The following is an 18,228-nucleotide window of genomic DNA, read 5'->3' on the forward strand; positions in this document are numbered from 1 at the left end:
TGTTTCTCTACATAAAAATCTGTCCCGGTCTAAATGCTTAATCTGGTTATTGATATTGGGAATACTTTGTCAAAAGTAGCGTTATTCAATGGTCGGAGTATAGTTGAACAATACGTTCTAGATCGGGTAGATGAAGAAGCAATAGCAGGAATTATAGAGGGGAAACGCTTAGATCATGCCATTATTTCTTCTGTCAGCTATGATATCACTGCGGTAGAGAATTATCTGCGCTCCGTTGCGTCTTATATTCGGTTTAGTGCTTTTGCTGCTAAAAAGCTGAACAATCAGTATAAAACTCCCGAAACACTAGGCCTTGATCGATACGCCGCTGTAATCGGCGCTACTTATCTTTTTAATGCCCAGGATGTTTTGGTAGTTGATGCGGGAACCTGTATTACCTACGATTTCGTAGATAAAGACAGGAACTATTTTGGCGGAAGTATATCACCCGGCATCGCCATGCGTTATAAAGCTATGAACGCGTTTACGGGAAAGCTGCCTTTATTGAACATGAAGGAGGATTTTAATGCGTCTAACGGCGTCGATACTGCCACGTCTATTCTCTCCGGAGTCCAAAACGGGGTGGTGTATGAGCTAAAAGGCTTTATCGCATCTTATCTTAATAAATATCCCGAGTTAGTGGTTGCACTATGCGGAGGCAACGTTAAATTTTTTGAGACCCAGTTGAAAAATAGCATCTTTGCCCCCATTGTTCGAGCCGTACCTGATTTGGTGTTAATTGGTTTAAACGAAGTTATCTATCAAAATAATGAATAGGTTTAAGAAGAATATACTTTTATTTTGCTGTCTGGTAGCAAGTACGGCTACTTTCGCCCAGTCTACAACCAGCTCTCCTTATTCCCAGTTTGGCCTGGGAATTCTCAACGGTCCGAGCCTTCCTCAGAACCGCGCTTTAGGTGGCGTTAGTGCTGGCTTGCGCAGACCGGGTACGTATAGCAATATCAATCTTGGTAATCCGGCTTCCTATTCAGCTATAGAACTTACCACTTTTGACATCGGCCTTTACTCAGGTCTGGCGAACCTTTCAAAGGGAAACGTATCAGAGAATAACTTCAATGCCTCATTGAGCCATGTGGTGTTCGCGGTTCCCATTAGCAGACAGTCAGCTCTTAGCTTCGGATTAGTGCCTTACAGCAGCCTTGGTTATCGCTCCCGCGTGAGAACGGAATTAGATACCAACACGGTGGACTATATCTACAGGGGTGAGGGTGGCTTGTCGAAGGCTTATCTGGGCTACGGAATTCAAATAGGCAAACACCTAAGTATCGGAGCCAACGCTTCCTATATTTTCGGAAAGCTGGAAAATGACCAGGATACAGAGTTTCCGGAGGATTTTTCTTTTGTTAACTCCAGAACGCAGCGGAGCAACAGCATCGGCGGCTTAAACTCTGATCTTGGCGTGCAGTATTTTACAAATATCTCTAAAAATGTAAAACTGACGCTGGGTTATACAACTACGCTGAGCACGAATCTGAAGTCTACTGAAAGGACGGTTTCTACCCGCTATACAACCGATGCGCAGGGTAATGAGAGCGTGGCGCTTGATACCTCCTTTTTCGATGAACGTGCAACGATGAAGCTGCGTTTGCCGTCCATGCACACCGTTGGCTTTGCATTGGAGCGTTCCAACAAATGGTTCTTTGGTGTAGATGCGTACATGGGTAACTGGAAGGATTACGCGATTGGCGGTGTAAACCAGGGGCTGCAGAACTCTTCCGGAATTGCTGTAGGCTGGCAGATCACACCTGATGTAAATTCTGTATCCAATTACTTTGCTCTGGTTGATTATCGTCTGGGTTTCAGGTACGATAAAACGTATATCAATATCGCAAATCAGGACATAAATCAGGCCGCCCTGACCCTTGGCTTCGGGTTTCCTCTTCCTTCTAATAGGACCACCTTTTATAAGATCAATTTCGCGGCCGAACTCGGTAACCGTGGCACTCTGGAACAAAACCTTGTGAGGGAACGCTTTGTGAATTTTCATTTAGGCTTTACGATAAACGACCGCTGGTTCCAGCGTTATAAATTCGATTAGTCAAAGAACCGTGAGCTGGGCAGGCAGAATAGTAGTGGTTTTGGGATTGTTTTTTGCAGCTTGCGAGAACGATTTGCGGGATGTGGAGAAGATCTCTGCCCGGAATACGGCCGTTCCGATAGATAAATCGTACGGTGTAACCATCATTTACAGTGATTCCGCTGTTGTAAAGGCTAAAATGATGACTCCCGAACTTCATCACGTTAAAACCGCGAGTCCCTATTATGAGATGCCGAAAGGCGTTACCATTATTTTTCTTGATCCTCAAACCAAGGAGGAGAGCAGTCGCGTAGTTTCAGATTATGCGATAAGGAGAGATAGTGAGAAAGTAGTTGAATTGCGAAAGAATGTGGTGGTGACAAACAAAAAGGGCGACACTTTTAAATCAGAGGAGTTGATCTGGGACGAGAACAGGAAGATCTTTTATTCAAATCAGTTAGTAAATATCACGAAGCCGGATGGCACCAGCATCTTCGGAACGCAGTTTGAGAGTGACGAGAGTTTTGCGAATCCGGTAATCACCAATGCTTCGGGTAATCTGGCCACAGGCGATAAACTTAATTTTAATAGTTCAACGCCTTAAAATAAGAGAGTTGCCCCGTCAGACCCACCAAATTTTTTCACTAGGATTTTTTCGTAAAAATTGTATCTTGCGCGCTCTTTTGGGGGAGCCAGATGCAATAGACCTAAATAATCTGGTAGGATTTCCTTAGAGCGTAAAGTTGAATTTTATACAAGTTTAGAATACATATGGGAATAATGAGTTTTTTGCGGAACCGGGCAGGAGCCATCTTGATAGGCGCAATCGGTTTGGCAATTTTTGCCTTTTTACTCAATGATGCGATCAGTTTTGGTACGCCGTTTTGGGCCGAAAGCCAGACAGAAGTAGGGGAGGTTGCCGGCGAGACAATTGGGATCGAGGAGTTCAGAGCGAAAGTTGAACAGAACGAAGCGAATTTCAGGCAGCAGATGGGTGGAAACCTGAATCCTCAGATGAGTTCTTACATTGTAGAAAATACCTGGAATCAAACGATATCTGAAATCCTGTTAGGGAAAGAAGTGAAGCGCTTAGGACTTGAGGTAGGAAGAACAGAGCTGAACGACATGGTGAGCGGTAAGAATCCGCATCCGCAGGTTGTCCAAACATTTGGTAATCCGCAGACAGGTCAGATCGACAGGTCGCAGCTGAATTCGTTTTTGTCGAATTTATCTACGCAACCTGCAAACAGTCCGATAAGAAGTCAGTGGGAGCAGTTCCTTGTGTCTATCAAGCAGGATCGCTTGTTCCAAAAATATACGAACCTGGTAAAGAACAGCATTTATGTGACTTCGCTTGAGGCGAGGGAAGAACACCAGAACCGTAACAAGTTGGCTGATTTTAGCTACGTAAACTTAGAATACGCTTCGATTCCGGATAACCAGGTGAAACTGGAAGATAAGGACTATCAAGAGTATTACGATGAGCACAAGAACTTGTTCAAGAACCGTGAAGAAACACGTACTTTTGAATACGTGGTATTTGACGCGAGTCCAACCAAGGCAGACTCTGCCGCCATCAGAACAAACATCGGCAGAATAGCTGCTGAGTTTAGAAATACGACCAACGACTCACTTTTTGTAAGTGTGAATGCGGACACAAAGGCACCGATTTCCTACATGAAAAAAGGACAGCTTGATCCTGCCCTGGATTCGCTGGTGTTCAGCGCTCCGGTAGGTTCGGTAGTTGGCCCGGTTTATAGTAACAATGCTTTCCGGGTAGCAAAGGTCCTTGACGTGAGAATGTCTCCTGACTCAGTTCAAGCCAGCCATATTTTGATTAACCCAGCTACAGAGGGCGGTTTGCCGAAGGCGAAGGCCAAGGCCGACTCTATCGCAAACTTGATCAGAAACGGAGCAAGCTTTGCAGAACTGGCTACCAAGTTTGGTACAGACGCTTCCAAAGACAAGGGCGGTGACCTGGGAACCTTTGGTCGCGGAGCGATGATTCCAGCTTTTGAGGAAGCGGTTTTCAACGGCAAACCAGGTGATTTGAAAGTAGTGACTTCTCAATTTGGTGTTCACGTGGTTCGCGTTGTGAGACAAGTAGGATCTTCAAGAGTTGCAAGAGTAGCGGTAGTAGACAAAGCGGTTGCCAGCAGCAACGAAACACAGCAGGCTGCTTATTCAAAAGCTTCATCTTTTCTAAGTACTGCTGATGACGACAAGGCCTTCGACGAGCAGGTGAAAAAACAGAAATTGAACAAGCTGGTGGCAGAGAATGTAACGGCATCTCAATCGATGGTAGCAGGACTGGATAATCCGAGAGAATTGATTCGCTGGGCTTTCCAGGCAGACCAGGGTGATGTATCCGACCGAGTATTTGAGCTCGAAAACAGATACGTAGTTGCCAAGCTTACCGATGTTAGAGAAAAAGGAATACTGCCTTTGGCAAAAGTGAAAAAGGATATTGAGCCGATGGTTCGTAACCTGGTGAAAGGCCGTATGCTAAGTGAGAGACTTTCTAAAGCAGCTTCTGGCGCTTCCAACATTCAGCAGGTAGCACAGAAAGTAGGTAAGCAAGCGCAGCCAGCTCAAAATATTGTATTTGCCAATCCAATCATCCCAGGTTTAGGTCAGGAAAATAAAGTGGTAGGAACTGTTTTTGGTTTGCAACCACGCAAACTGTCTAATCCAATTGAAGGCGAAAGCGGTGTGTTTGTGGTAGCTGTCAACAGCTTCTCTAACCCTGCTCCGTTAACCAACACCATCACTTTAAAAGAACAGATAGCAGAGTCGCTACGTCAACGTGCTCAGGGATCAGTGTTCGAGGTGTTGAAGGAAAAAGCAGAAATAACAGACAATCGTTTCAGGTTCTTCTAAGCCCTCGAATTTAATAACTTTGCATCCGGAAGAAAATATTCTTCCGGATTTTTTGTTTTTATACTAAGGCTGGCGATTACAGTCCCAGCTGCTTTCTGTCTTTTTTGATTTTACAACATGGATATTCAGGAAAATATAGTAAATAAAGTAGCCCAGAGCGGGCTTATTAGTTTTGACCTGGCAGATTTTTATCCGGCAGGAGAACGAATTGTATACGATATTAAAGATAACCTCTTCCACGGTCTGATTCTGAAGGAAAAGGACTTTAGGGAGTTCATCAAAGAACATGACTGGTCTCAGTACCAGGGAAAGCACGTGGCCATCACCTGTTCAACAGATGCCATTGTTCCCACCTGGGCCTATATGCTCTTAGCCAATCGAATGTCTCCTTTTGCAGCTACGGTAGTTTTTGGCGATCTTACCGCCCTGGAGACAGTTCTCTTTGACCGGGTTCTTACTAGTTTGGATGTAGAGAAATACCGGGATGAGCGGATTGTGGTGAAAGGCTGCGGGGAGATTGATATTCCCGTGTCTGCTTATGTTGAGCTAACGGCACGGCTGACAAAAGTGGCGAAGAGCATCATGTTTGGTGAGCCCTGTTCAACGGTTCCCATCTTTAAGAGGAAAGATTAGATTTTGTGTGGTTGGATTGCAGCGATTTGCTGGGAAAATACGTCTAACAAGTAATTGGAATTGACGTATAAGAGTTGAATTTTAAATTATGGCTAGATTTTTTGTACTGATTTTTCTTGTATTCGCTGCAAATATAGTTTCCGGGCAAAATCTCGAAAGCCGTGATGCAATGGTTTTCGGACCAGGAGAAGTGCTGAAATATAAGATCCGTTACGGCATCGTCACAGCTGCAGAGGCTACTTTGCAGGTATTAGACTCCGATATTAAGTTGAACAATCGGCCGGTGTACCATTTACTTGCAAATGGGAAAACTTCGGGCTCCTTCGACGTCTTTTATAAGGTAAGGAACAGGTATGATTCCTATATTGATAAAGAGACCTTGCTTCCGCATCTTTATACGGAAAGTATCCGGGAGTCGAACTACCGGAGAGCCGATAAGGCCAGATTTTACCAGGATCAAAACAAGGTAGTTTCGAACAAAGGTACCTTCAAAACCGGCGATCAGACTTTTGATATCGTTTCGGCTTATTATTTTGCCCGCAGTTTGGACCTGGCGAATGTCAGAACAGGCACAAAGTTTAAAATGCCGTACTTCCTCGATGACGGAGTGTCTTCCTTAGAAGTGACCTATGTCGGAAAAGAACGAGTAAAGACATCGTTAGGATATTTCAATTGTCTGAAATTTAGTCCCTCCATTCAGCCTGGCAGAATTTTCCGCAAAGATAGTAAGCTTTATCTCTGGATCACCGACGATGGAAACCGTATTCCCGTAAAGGCGCAAGTAGAAATTTTGGTGGGAACGGTAACGATGGAACTTACGTCGTACAAGGGATTAAAGGCACCATTGGCAGTTTCAAAAAAATAAGAAAAAGATATATGATCGAGATACAGCACACACTAGTGCATGAGGATGTGTTCGAGGAGAACTTTGTGTGCAACCTGGAGCGGTGTAAAGGGGCTTGCTGCGTCGAGGGAGATGCTGGTGCTCCCCTGGAAAAAGCTGAGCTGAAGATTCTGGAAGAAATCTACCCGGAAGTAAAGCCCTACATGACGGAAGAAGGAATAAAAGCAGTAGAGGAGCAGGGTACCTGGGTGAAGGACTTTGAAGGCGATTTTACGACCCCTTGCGTAGGTGGGAATAAAGAGTGTGCTTATGTGATGTGGGAGAATGGTATCAGCAAATGCGCGATCGAAAAAGCTTACCTGGAAGGGAAGATCAACTGGAAGAAACCGATCTCCTGTCACCTCTATCCCATAAGGATCACCGCTTATCCTGATTTTGATGTGTTGAACTATGATCGCTGGCATATTTGTTCTCCTGCCTGTTCCTTCGGAAAGGAGTTGAAGGTTCCGGTTTATAAATTCCTGAAAGACCCTTTGATCCGTAAATACGGGGAAGAATGGTACAAAGAAGTAGAAGAAGCGGCAACGCTGATCTAATGCTTAACACGGCTCTTGTACTCATTTCATTGCTAGTGAGTGCAGGGTGAGTGCACGTTGAATGCACCTTAAGTGCAGGTTTCCCTTGAAAAACCTGCACTTCTCATTTAATCACTACCTTATTACTATTCCTGCATTCAGGATCAATACAGATGGTGGGAGCATCCTTGCTATTATCTAATCTTGTTTTTAACTTAAGCTTCTAAATCAAACCTTCGTCACATGGCTGTTTATAACGGTAAATCCCTCTCCGGGCTGATCGGCAATATAGTGCTTCGGCAAATGCGTGATAAAAACGTCGCCCAAAGTCGCCCATCCAGTTTTGAACAAAGTGAAAGTACTCGGGATAACGGTACCGAGCTTAGTAGAGCAAGTGCTTTCGGAAAATTAGTTCGCATCATCTTTCAACCTCTTCTGATGGGTAATTACGATGGAGGCATGGTCAATCGCCTTAGTGTAGCCATCAGAATGGCCATCAGGGAGAACCAGGCACAGCAAGTATGGGCGAGGGGCGTGGAAGGGGCAAAGATGGAAAAGCTGGAGGGCTTTGAGTTTAATCTGAACTCGCCTTTGGAAAATGTCTTTAATGTTTTTCCGGTTGCCAGTATATCCGGGCAGGATGAGTTGATCATAGAAGTGCCGTCTTTCAAACCGGAACATGACATCCGTACGAAGCTCGACTGGACCTGCGGAAGCCTTCGTATCCTTACCGCAGTCCTTGATCTTGAAAATTATGCCTTTTGCTACTTGCCCGAACAGGAGCTGAGCTTTCGCAGAACAGAAGAGGAGAACGCGGCTTTCCAAAGTCTTGTTCCGCTTGCCGGATTAAAGGAGCACATCGTAATTACCTGTTTGGCGGTGGAGTTGATTAAAGAGACCCGGCGAGGCCAATCCATCTTAAATAACAAGCAGTTTAACCCGGTATCGATTATTGGCGCTTCAAGGTTAAGTGGAGTGGCCCTGACAGATGGAGAAACACCTCCGGAGCTGGAATGGGAACCCGCTACTGCCTATCAGCATTCGGTAAGCAAGATCACCGGAAAGCTGATGGCACGGAAGATGGAGGAAAAGAAGAAGGCATCCCGTAAGAAGCGATCGTAGCGAAGAGTCATTCACGAGCCGCCTCGACGCTAAATGTGTTGAGCGATTTTTCATTTGATCTTCCGGAGTTCCGGCTTTAAGAAAAAATACCCTATTTTAGCCCTGATTTTAAGGTCCTAAGCCGTATTAACATCAATCACGAGTTTGAAAATGGGTAAAACCGTCGTATTTGGGGCTGCCGGTCAACTGGGACAATGTCTTCAGGCCGTAGCTAAAGAATTAAAATTGGAGGACATTGTTTTTCTACCGGAAGAAGAAGCAGATATCCTTGATACCGCTACCTTGCAAAAGGTATTTCAGCAATACACTCCCTCCTTCTGTATCAACTGCGCTGCTTACACCGCAGTAGACAAAGCAGAAGACGAGGTGGATCTGGCAAGAAAGATCAATAAGACCGGGGCCGAGAATCTTGCCCGGGAATGTGCAGGTTTCTCCACCACTCTGATCCATATCTCCACCGACTTCGTTTTTGAAGGGAATGTAGCAGCACCGCTGGTGGAAACAGATCCGGCAAATCCGATCAACGTGTACGGATTGACGAAATTAGAAGGAGAGCAGGCGATCGCCGAACAAACCAACAAGTACTATATCCTCCGAACCAGCTGGCTGTATTCAGAATATGGAAATAACTTTGTGAAGACTATGCTTCGTTTAGGGACCGAAAGAGAGGAACTGAAGATCATCGCCGATCAGATAGGAACTCCTACCTACGCCATGGACCTGGCTAAATGTATCTTCCACCTGATACAGAACGGCAAGGAGAACTACGGGCTCTACCATTACAGCAACGAAGGCGTTACTTCCTGGTATGACTTCGCGAAAGCGATTTTTGATATCGCAAATGTACAGGTGAAGGCTTTGCCCGTTCGCACTTCCGAGTATGTGACTAAAGCGGTTCGTCCTGCTTTTTCCGTAATGGACAAGGCTAAGATAAAAAGCACATTTAATCTGGAGGTCCCCTATTGGAGGGAAAGCCTGGTGGAGTGTATGTCCAAACTGTAATCTTTATAATTTAATCGCTACTAAAAATTTGATGATATAGTATGAAAGGTATAATCCTTGCCGGCGGTTCCGGCACCCGACTGCATCCCCTGACCCTGGCTACCAGTAAACAAATGATGCCGGTGTACGATAAACCGATGATCTATTATCCGCTGTCTATTTTAATGCTGGCAGGGATTAAAGAAATCCTGATCATCTCTACACCCCATGATCTTCCCAATTTTGAGAAGTTACTGGGCGACGGTTCGCGCATTGGCTGTAAGTTTTCTTACAAGGTGCAGGAAGAGCCTAATGGTTTGGCGCAGGCCTTCGTTATCGGAGAAGAGTTTGTAGGAGATGACAGTGTGGCGCTGATCCTGGGAGATAATATCTTTTACGGAGATGGCTTATCGCATTTACTACAAGAATTAAAGGAACCGCAGGGAGGAGTGGTTTTCGCGTATCCAGTGTCTGACCCCGAACGATATGGCGTGGTGGAGTTTGACGAAAACAACCAGGTAATTTCCATTGAGGAGAAACCTGCAGAGCCCAAGTCGAACTACGCAGTACCTGGTTTGTACTTCTATGATAATTCGGTCATTGAAATTGCAAAAAATATCAAGCCTTCTCCAAGGGGAGAATATGAGATCACCGATGTCAACAAGGAATACCTGCGTCAGGGGAAACTGAAGGTGGGCGTGTTGAGCCGGGGAACCGCCTGGTTAGATACCGGGACCTTCAATTCGTTGATGCAGGCCGGGCAGTTCGTGCAAGTCATCGAAGAACGTCAGGGGTTGAAGATCGGATGTATTGAAGAGGTTGCCTTCCGGATGGGCTTCATTACAGCGGATGAACTAAGAGCCATCGCAGCACCTCTGGTGAAGAGTGGATATGGACAGTATTTGCTGCGGATGATTGATTTCAAGTAGCAGGACTAAAAGCAGAGCTTGTTGTTAGATTCCCTGATGATCCCAGATACAAAATCACCCAAAATAGCGGTCGTGGGCCTTGGCTACGTCGGCTTGCCTCTGGCTTTAGCTTTCGCGAAGAAGTTTGAGGTGATCGGGTTTGATATCAAGGCTTCCCGGATAGACGAGCTAAGGACCGGAAATGATGTAACGCTTCAAATAACAAGCGAAGAGCTGACTTCCAGTAGCCTTCGGTACAGCTCCCGGATTGAAGATCTCGCTGATTGTATCGTCTATATTGTAACCGTTCCGACTCCCGTCGACGAATATAAAAAACCAGACTTAAGGCCGCTTTTAAGTGCTTCCGAGGCGATCGGGGGGCTTTTGAAGAAGGGCAATGTCGTGGTCTACGAATCTACTGTCTATCCGGGTTGTACGGAGGAAGACTGTGTCCCGGTACTGGAGGCGGCAAGTGGACTGAAATTCAACGAGGACTTTTATTGCGGCTATTCGCCAGAGCGGATCAGTCCCGGTGATTCCGCACGTACCCTCACCAAAATTGTGAAAGTGACATCCGGCTCTACTCCCGAGATTGCTGAATATATTGATCAATTGTACGCCTCTATCATCGAAGCAGGCACTTTCAAAGCAGCGTCTATCAAGGTTGCTGAAGCGTCCAAAGCAATTGAGAATGCGCAGCGCGATGTCAATATTTCCTTTGTCAATGAACTTGCCCTGATTTTTGACCGGATCGAGATTGACACTAATGATGTGATCGAAGCTGCCTCCACCAAATGGAACTTCCTCAAATTTAAACCTGGACTTGTTGGGGGGCACTGTATCGGCGTGGACCCCTACTACCTGGCCCATAAAGCCGAGCGCCTGGGTTACCACCCTCAGGTGATCCTGTCGGGCAGAAGGGTGAATGACTTCATTGCGGAGTTCATTGCCAGCAAGGTGGTGAAACTGATGCTGGCTAAAGAAATAGCAGTAAAAAATTCGAAAGCCCTTATCCTCGGATTAACCTTTAAAGAAAACTGTCCCGATGTCCGCAACACCAAGGTGGTAGACATCTTTCAGGAACTGCAGCAATACGGGATGGAAGTTGACATCTACGACCCCTGGGCAGATCCATCCGAAGTAAAAGAAATTTTTAATATCGACCTGATCCAGGACCCTTACCGACAGAAATACCAGGCCATTATCCTCAGCGTCGCCCACACCGAATTTTTATCGCTCGACTATTGTCGCATTAAGAACGGAACCTCCGTATTGTTCGATACAAAAGCAGTCATCCCAAGGGAGCTGGTAGACGGACGGTTGTAGTAGTTGTTAATACTTGTGTCGTATCTGAAACTGTGCGGGTAATTCAAGCAGAGAAACTAGGCGGTTAAAAGCAAGGGTTTCGCATGTGGTTGATTAGAGTGCTGCGCGTAGGGCTGAAAAGAACGGCGGGCCCGAGTGAGCCTGCGGGCTGAAGCTTCGTTCTTTTCTTGACTTTTGCCCAACTTTTTGTCAAGAAAAAGTTGGAGGAAAATTACAAGATGAAATATCGAGTTCGGACTTTTAGCATTTATTACTAGATATCGAAGGCTAGCATTGTGTTTTAGCAGTAGTAAATGCACATGCGAACAAGCATTAAACAATCACAATATTATCATTTTTGTTTTAATTATTTTGTTATTTTTGCCTCCGCATTTACTCGAACTGTTCACTAAATGCCTCGGCCTTATTACGGAAATATCAGATGAAAGTAGCTTTAATAACAGGAATAACCGGACAAGACGGCGCTTACCTAGCCGAGTTTTTATTGAAAAAGGGCTATGAAGTGCATGGACTGAAGAGAAGAGCTTCTTTATTCAATACCGATCGTATCGATCACCTATACCAGGATCCCCATGAAACGGACGTAAGATTGAAATTGCATTACGGGGACCTTACCGACTCAACTAATCTTATTCGTATCATACAGGAGATCCAACCTGACGAAATCTTCAACCTGGCCGCAATGAGCCATGTGAAGGTGAGTTTTGATACACCAGAATATACAGCCAATGCAGATGGCATTGGAACGCTACGCATTTTAGAAGCGGTTCGTCTGCTGGGGCTTACCCAAAAAACAAGAGTTTACCAGGCCTCTACCTCTGAATTATATGGTTTGGTTCAGGCTGTTCCTCAGTCAGAGACCACTCCATTCTATCCTCGCTCCCCTTATGCAGTAGCTAAAATGTATGCTTACTGGATTACGGTAAACTATAGAGAAGCTTACGGGATGTATGCTTGCAATGGTATTTTATTTAACCACGAGAGCCCGATCAGGGGGGAAACATTCGTAACCCGTAAAATTACCAGAGCAGCTGCAAAAATTGCCTTGGGCCTGCAGGGGTGCTTATACCTGGGAAATCTTTCTGCGCAGCGCGACTGGGGACATGCAAAAGATTATATCGAGGCGATGTGGCTAATCCTTCAGCAAGAAAAGCCGGAAGATTACGTTATAGCCACTGGAATAACCACTACTGTAAGAGATTTTGTTCGGATGAGCTTTGCCGAACTGGGAATAGAAGTAGAGTTCAGCGGAAAAGAGGAGCATGAGAAAGGAGTGATCATCAACGTGGACGAAGCCAAAGCCGCTGAGTTGGGAATTAATATAGAAGCCCTGAAGCCGGGACAAACCGTAGTAAAAGTTGATCCGCGCTATTTTCGTCCTACCGAGGTAGATTTGCTTCTGGGCGACCCCACTAAAGCAAAACAAAAGCTGGGCTGGACGCCGAAATACGATCTTCCGGCCTTGGTAAAAGATATGATTCAGTCGGATTTACATTTGATGAAGAGAGATGAGTACCTAAAAAAAGGTGGGTTTAAGGTGTTGAATTATTTCGAGTAAGAAGATAGAACTTCCTTCTTGTTATCCAGACGAAGGAGGGATCTTAAAATAGTTTAGAGAAAGAAGAGTGCAGTATAGCAGATTTTTTAAGGTGAGTCAGAGGGTCAAACAAGTTTTTAGAATCGCATTAGTACTTCTTGCAGTATTTTCTGTGAGTTTTTCTGTTTCTGCGCAAAGTGGTCAGAACTTGAGCAACATACGCGTGGATGAGTTGTCTGATGCGCAGATCCGACAGTTTATTCAGCAGGTAGAAGCGCAGGGCTTAACGGAAGCTCAGTTGGAGCAGGTCGCAATGGCCCGTGGAATGAGTGCGAGCGAAGTAGCCAAGCTACGGGAGCGCGTTAACCGGATCCGACAACAGGGTACTGCCAATTCAGGACAATCCACGCAGAAAAACAATGGAAGCCAGACTCAGACAGAGGGAAGAGGATCACGTGAGTTAAATTTCGAACCAGATACCATGCAAAACCGGCCGGAAGAAGCAGAGTCGGCCCTGCAGTCCCTAAAACCAAAGATCTTCGGTTCTGATCTTTTTAGAAATTCACAAATTACCTTCGAACCTAATTTACGTCTGGCAACACCAGCCAACTATCAGTTAGGTCCCGATGACGAAGTCCTCATAGACATTTACGGCTATTCAGAAGCCAATTACCGCTTACGCATCTCTCCCGAAGGGACGATTAACATTCCTTATGTAGGTGTGGTGTCTCTCGGCGGCCTAACGATGGAGCAGGCCACTGCCCGTATCCGTTCCCGGCTTTCCACTATTTATTCAAATATTCGTACAGGCAATACTAAAGTTGCGGTGTCACTGGGAAATATCCGCAGTATTAAGGTAACCCTTTTAGGGGAGGTTACGAGACCAGGTACCTACACCCTGCCTTCTCTGGCGACAGCGTTCAACGCCTTGTATTCTTCTGGCGGCCCTACAGAGAACGGTTCCTTCCGAGCGATCGAAGTAATTCGTTCGGGGAGAGTCGTTGCAACGATAGATGTGTATGACTTCCTCTTAAGAGGATACCAGCGTACCAATATCCGTTTACAGGATCAGGACGTAATTCGGATCCCCACCTACAAAAAACGCGTACAATTTACAGGAGAAGTAAAACGGCCGGCTATTTACGAGGCAGTTAATAATGAGACCCTGCAAGATGTGATTGATTTCGCAGGCGGTTTCACCAGTGAAGCCTATACCGCCCGGATAAAAGTCATTCAGAACACTCCAACCGAGCGTCGTATTACCGACGTGTTCGACGAGGCCTTCGCGAGCTACAGTCCGAAGAATGGAGACCGCTATTTTGCGGAGCCTATTCTGGAGCGTTTCGAGAATCGCGTTACCATTGGGGGCGCGGTGTTCCGGCCGGGTCAGTACCAATTGGAGCCGGGCTTGACCTTGGGCCAGTTGATCAAAAAAGCAGAAGGAGTACGGGAAGACGCTTTTCTTTCCCGCGGTTATATCAATCGTCTACGCCCCGATAATACAGCGGAACTACTATCTTTTGATTTAGGAGCCATATTGAAAGGAACGGCAACAGATATTCCGCTTCTTCGCGAAGACTCGGTGATGATCGCTTCCATCTTTGATCTGAGAGATGAATACAAGGTCACCATCGAAGGAGAGGTTCGCGAGGCGGGTACCTATAATTATGGTGAGAACATGGCCCTGGAAGACCTGGTACTTCTTGCCGGTGGATTCAAGGAGGGAGCCACGCCTCGCCGGATCGAAATCGCCAGAAGAGTAAAAGACAGCGAAGCAGGTGCTGCAAACTCCCGAACAGCGCAGGTGTTCCAGGTCGATGTGGACCAAAATCTGAAGATCCAGGGGCCACGGTTCGAATTGCAACCATTTGATATAGTAGTAGTAAGAAGCGCAACGGGCTATGAAACGCAAAGACAAGTCCGTGTAGAAGGTGAAGTGCTCTATCCAGGCACCTACACAATTACCCGCAAAGACGAGCGCATCTCTGACCTGGTGAAAAGGGCCGGAGGCTTTACTGATCTGGCTTACCTGGAAGGAGCATCACTAAAAAGAAGCGAAGTAGCGGAACGCGGTTCCGGGAAAAATACCATTAACACTGCAGAGGAAAATGCACAAAAATTAGTGAAACTTCAGCGTCTGCAGGAAACAACCAAGGATTCGCTTGATATCACCAAACAGCAGACCCTATTAAAAAATGATAATGTGGGTATCAATCTCGAACGCATTATGGACAAGAGCGGGTCGAAACATGATTTGATCTTGGAGGAAGGAGATGTGCTGAGGGTACCGAAGCAGTTGCAGACAGTGAAAGTAACAGGAGAAGTGCTGTATCCGGCGACAGCTGTTTATAACGGAAATAAGACATTTAAGAACTATATTTCGGATGCAGGAGGTTTCTCTGACCGCTCTTTGAAAAAGCGGGCATATATTATTTATGCGAATGGATCGGTAAAGAGTACGAAGAAGTTTTTGTTTTTTAACAATTATCCGATGGTGAAGCCGGGGGCGGAGATATTTGTACCGAAGAAGGCGGAAGGAAGAAAGTTGACGGCGGGGGAGATTGTGGGATTAACTTCTGGGGTGGCTTCGTTAGGTGCTATTATACTGGGTATACTTAACTTACGCTAGTTCACAGAAGATAGAAAAAATTGAATGAAGAACCCGTTAGAAGCAGATGATGAAATTTCTGTAAAAGAGCTAGGTCAAAAGGTAAAAAAAGGCTTACGGTTTTTATCTACTAAATGGCCAATATTGCTCCTTGCTGCTATAGTTGGATCGATCTCAGGACTTATTTATTCTAGTTACGTAAATCCGATTTACTCTGCTCAGTGCACTTTCGTCTTAGAAGAGGAAGGAAAGGGTGGGCTAGGGCAATATTCAGGCTTAGCATCGATGGTGGGAATTGATCTAGGAGGAGGAAGGAGCGGGATATTTGCCGGGGAAAATATAATTGAATTGTATAAGTCAAGGAGAATGATTGAAAAAACTCTCCTCGCTATTGATAGCAGTCGAGGGGAGCGATTTCAATTAATAGAAAGATTTATTTCGACGGAGATGGGGGGGAAAGTAGGGTCAACCGTTTTAAAAGAGCACAATCTTAGATTCGATATTGCTCCAGAAGCTTTCACGGATAAGCACAATAGCATCGTCAGTGAAGTAGTTAACGAAATAAGAAGGAATCATTTGATTGTAGAAAAGCCTGATAGGAAGTTGAGTATTATCAGTGTTGTAACAAAGTCACGCGATGAACTCCTCGCCAAGTCTTTCACGGAAAATATCGTTCGTAATGTCAATAACTTCTACATAGAAACAAAAACGAAGAAGTCTTTGAATAACCTAACTTTGTTACGGAGGCAAGCAGACAGCATACGACGAGTATTAAATATGTCTATAACTGGCATTGCTGAGGCTGCTGACGTTAATCCGAACGCTAATCCTGCCTTACGAATATTGAACGTGCCTTCGCAAAGACGGCAGATCGATGTTCAGGCTAATTCAGCTATGTATTCGGAAATTGTAAAAAACCTGGAAATAGCCAGTATGTCTTTGCGGAGAGAAACGCCCTTGATTCAGGTTATTGATGAGCCAGTTTTACCCCTGCCGTATGTCGTTTTTACGAAGCTAAAAGGAATAATAATCGGTACAGTTCTATCTTTAATCCTAACGATAGGAGTGCTGGTTTTTAGGGAAGCTTTTAATATGTTTTTTTCGTGAAAGTTTAGCTATGACTACTAATGAACCTCGAATTTTAGACCTTCCGAAGATTTTAGATGATAGAGGAAATTTAACATTTTTAGAGGAAGGTGTTCACATTCCCTTTAAGGTTGCAAGGACTTACTGGATCTATGATGTGCCGGGCGGCGCGGTTAGAGGTGGTCATGCTTATCTTGAGAATCAGGAATTAATTATTGCCTTAGCGGGGAGCTTTGATGTTGTACTGGACGATGGGACGAACAGAAAAGTGTTCTCCCTAAATAGGTCCTACTATGCACTGTATATTCCAGGAAAGATATGGAGACATATGGAAAACTTCTCCACTAACTCACTCGCCTTTATAGCAGCGTCCACGTCGTACAACGAGGGGGATTACATACGAGATCACCAATACTTTCAAAAGGTTAAAAGTGAAGGCTTCAATTTATAACTGTAATGTTATCGAGCTCCCTAAAATTCATAATAGGGCGGGAAATATTACTCCGATTGCAAGTAATAAAGATATTCCATTTTCAATTCGACGAATATATTATCTATACGACGTGCCGGGGGGAGAGACAAGGGGTGGCCACGCGCATTATGAGTTGCATCAATTGATAATAGCTGCTAGTGGAAGCTTTGATGTAGTGCTGGATGATGGCAATAATAAGAAGACTGTGACTCTCAACCGGCCTAACTACGGACTCTACGTCACCCCCGGTATTTGGCGGGACTTGATTAATTTTTCTTCTGGGGCTGTCCTGTTAGTTCTCGCATCCAATAAATATTCGGAGCAAGATTACATCCGGGATTATGCCGAATTTTTAAATTGGAGGCGAAATGCAGGCTAAGGCAGAAAAGGTTTGTTTTGCAGGCGAAGGATGGGGAGCAAAAGCAGCACTTAAAAGTTTAACGCATTGTAATTTCAGTATCGATCTGATGTCAAATGACGATTCCTTGAAAGAAATGGTGTCTGGGGCGCGTCACATCAGTCGTTTTGAAGACTCAGAAGCTAGGCTGGTTGTATGTGCCGGCTATAAGCCTTTGATCCCTAAAACCCTTTTATCAGCCAAGACATTTGTGAACGTGCATTATTCGTTGCTCCCTAGGTATAGAGGACTTCATTCTACTGTCTGGGCGATCCTAAACGACGAGGACTGGTTAGGTGTGACTATTCATGAAATGAATGAAAATATGGATGACGGTCCAATCATCTATCAACATGCTGTTCAAAACAATAGAATAAGTACTGCCACGGATTTTATACAGATGTTTAATGAATGGGTGGGAGAAAATCTCGGGCTCATTCTTCAACAGTACTTGGGGCAGGAGATACTTCCTACTCCGCAAGATAAAAAACAAGCTACCTGGGTCGGAAAACGTAGTATCGATGACTGTAAGATTGATTTTCAAAGGACAAACTATTATTTAAGGAGTTTTTTTAGAGCCTTATCTAGTCCATATCCCGCACCATTTTTTACAACTAGGAGTAGGGAAAGGTATTCAGTGCTGAAAGTAGCCTTTCACGACCAGACTTGTGACACTCACGTCGGACGGATTTTAAATATAGACAATGATGGGGTATGGGTAAAGACTGGTGATGGATATATGATACTTAAAGAGATAGTGGACAATAATTTTCAAAGAGTTAGCTTCGATCGGTTTAAGATAGGAATGTACTTGACTTAAA

Annotated in this window: 17 protein-coding genes; all 17 read left to right on the plus strand. The window is 45.0% G+C overall.

Going from position 1 to position 18,228, the window contains the following annotated elements; translation table 11 throughout:
• Nucleotides 1–33: 33 nt before the first annotated feature.
• The 17 genes from J4N23_RS08135 (at nt 34) to J4N23_RS08215 (ending at nt 18,227) form a co-directional block, all read left to right on the plus strand.
• Nucleotides 34–777, plus strand: coding sequence for a type III pantothenate kinase (locus J4N23_RS08135; RefSeq protein WP_207426461.1), 744 nt, complete (start codon nt 34–36; stop codon nt 775–777).
• The gene (locus tag J4N23_RS08140; protein ID WP_207426462.1) at nt 770–2,059 is read left to right on the plus strand and encodes a hypothetical protein; all 1,290 of its coding nucleotides are present in this window, start codon (nt 770–772) and stop codon (nt 2,057–2,059) included. The genes J4N23_RS08135 and J4N23_RS08140 overlap by 8 nt, the downstream gene beginning before the upstream one ends.
• 10 nt (nt 2,060–2,069) lie before the next feature.
• Complete coding sequence (gene lptC / locus J4N23_RS08145; RefSeq protein WP_207426463.1) at nt 2,070–2,642, plus strand: LPS export ABC transporter periplasmic protein LptC; 573 nt, start codon at nt 2,070–2,072, stop codon at nt 2,640–2,642.
• 176 nt (nt 2,643–2,818) lie between these two features.
• Entirely contained in the window at nt 2,819–4,918 is a 2,100-nt protein-coding gene (locus tag J4N23_RS08150) for a SurA N-terminal domain-containing protein (protein ID WP_370527243.1), read from the plus strand.
• A 117-nt stretch (nt 4,919–5,035) separates the two neighbouring features.
• On the plus strand, nt 5,036–5,551 hold the full coding sequence (locus tag J4N23_RS08155) for a DUF2480 family protein (protein WP_207426465.1): 516 nt from the start codon (nt 5,036–5,038) through the stop codon (nt 5,549–5,551).
• A gap of 88 nt (nt 5,552–5,639) precedes the next feature.
• Nucleotides 5,640–6,416 (plus strand): DUF3108 domain-containing protein, encoded by a 777-nt coding sequence (locus J4N23_RS08160; protein WP_207426466.1) that lies wholly within the window; start codon nt 5,640–5,642, stop codon nt 6,414–6,416.
• An 11-nt stretch (nt 6,417–6,427) separates the two neighbouring features.
• Nucleotides 6,428–6,991, plus strand: a complete 564-nt coding sequence (locus J4N23_RS08165) for a DUF3109 family protein (RefSeq protein ID WP_207426467.1) — start codon at nt 6,428–6,430, stop codon at nt 6,989–6,991.
• Between the two features lie 222 nt (nt 6,992–7,213).
• Entirely contained in the window at nt 7,214–8,092 is an 879-nt protein-coding gene (locus tag J4N23_RS08170) for a hypothetical protein (protein ID WP_207426468.1), read from the plus strand.
• A gap of 150 nt (nt 8,093–8,242) precedes the next feature.
• Complete coding sequence (gene rfbD / locus J4N23_RS08175) at nt 8,243–9,094, plus strand: dTDP-4-dehydrorhamnose reductase (RefSeq protein ID WP_207426469.1); 852 nt, start codon at nt 8,243–8,245, stop codon at nt 9,092–9,094.
• 41 nt (nt 9,095–9,135) lie between these two features.
• The gene (gene rfbA, locus J4N23_RS08180; protein ID WP_207426470.1) at nt 9,136–10,002 is read left to right on the plus strand and encodes a glucose-1-phosphate thymidylyltransferase RfbA; all 867 of its coding nucleotides are present in this window, start codon (nt 9,136–9,138) and stop codon (nt 10,000–10,002) included.
• Nucleotides 10,003–10,038: 36 nt separating this feature from the next.
• On the plus strand, nt 10,039–11,307 hold the full coding sequence (locus tag J4N23_RS08185) for a nucleotide sugar dehydrogenase (protein WP_207426471.1): 1,269 nt from the start codon (nt 10,039–10,041) through the stop codon (nt 11,305–11,307).
• Nucleotides 11,308–11,728: 421 nt separating this feature from the next.
• The gene (gene gmd, locus J4N23_RS08190) at nt 11,729–12,865 is read left to right on the plus strand and encodes a GDP-mannose 4,6-dehydratase (RefSeq protein ID WP_207426472.1); all 1,137 of its coding nucleotides are present in this window, start codon (nt 11,729–11,731) and stop codon (nt 12,863–12,865) included.
• Between the two features lie 151 nt (nt 12,866–13,016).
• Nucleotides 13,017–15,473 (plus strand): SLBB domain-containing protein, encoded by a 2,457-nt coding sequence (locus J4N23_RS08195; protein WP_370527244.1) that lies wholly within the window; start codon nt 13,017–13,019, stop codon nt 15,471–15,473.
• A 24-nt stretch (nt 15,474–15,497) separates the two neighbouring features.
• Nucleotides 15,498–16,559, plus strand: coding sequence for a lipopolysaccharide biosynthesis protein (locus tag J4N23_RS08200; protein ID WP_207426474.1), 1,062 nt, complete (start codon nt 15,498–15,500; stop codon nt 16,557–16,559).
• Between the two features lie 10 nt (nt 16,560–16,569).
• Nucleotides 16,570–16,989: an FdtA/QdtA family cupin domain-containing protein gene (locus J4N23_RS08205; RefSeq protein ID WP_207426475.1), complete on the plus strand. Its 420-nt coding sequence runs from the start codon at nt 16,570–16,572 to the stop codon at nt 16,987–16,989.
• Nucleotides 16,970–17,389, plus strand: coding sequence for an FdtA/QdtA family cupin domain-containing protein (locus J4N23_RS08210; RefSeq protein ID WP_207426476.1), 420 nt, complete (start codon nt 16,970–16,972; stop codon nt 17,387–17,389). Before J4N23_RS08205 ends, J4N23_RS08210 begins: the two co-directional genes overlap by 20 nt.
• The gene (locus tag J4N23_RS08215) at nt 17,379–18,227 is read left to right on the plus strand and encodes a methionyl-tRNA formyltransferase (protein ID WP_207426477.1); all 849 of its coding nucleotides are present in this window, start codon (nt 17,379–17,381) and stop codon (nt 18,225–18,227) included. Before J4N23_RS08210 ends, J4N23_RS08215 begins: the two co-directional genes overlap by 11 nt.
• Nucleotide 18,228 lies beyond the last annotated feature (1 nt).

This window comes from Pedobacter sp. SYSU D00535, from assembly GCF_017355855.1.
Taxonomy (GTDB): domain Bacteria; phylum Bacteroidota; class Bacteroidia; order Sphingobacteriales; family Sphingobacteriaceae; genus Desertivirga.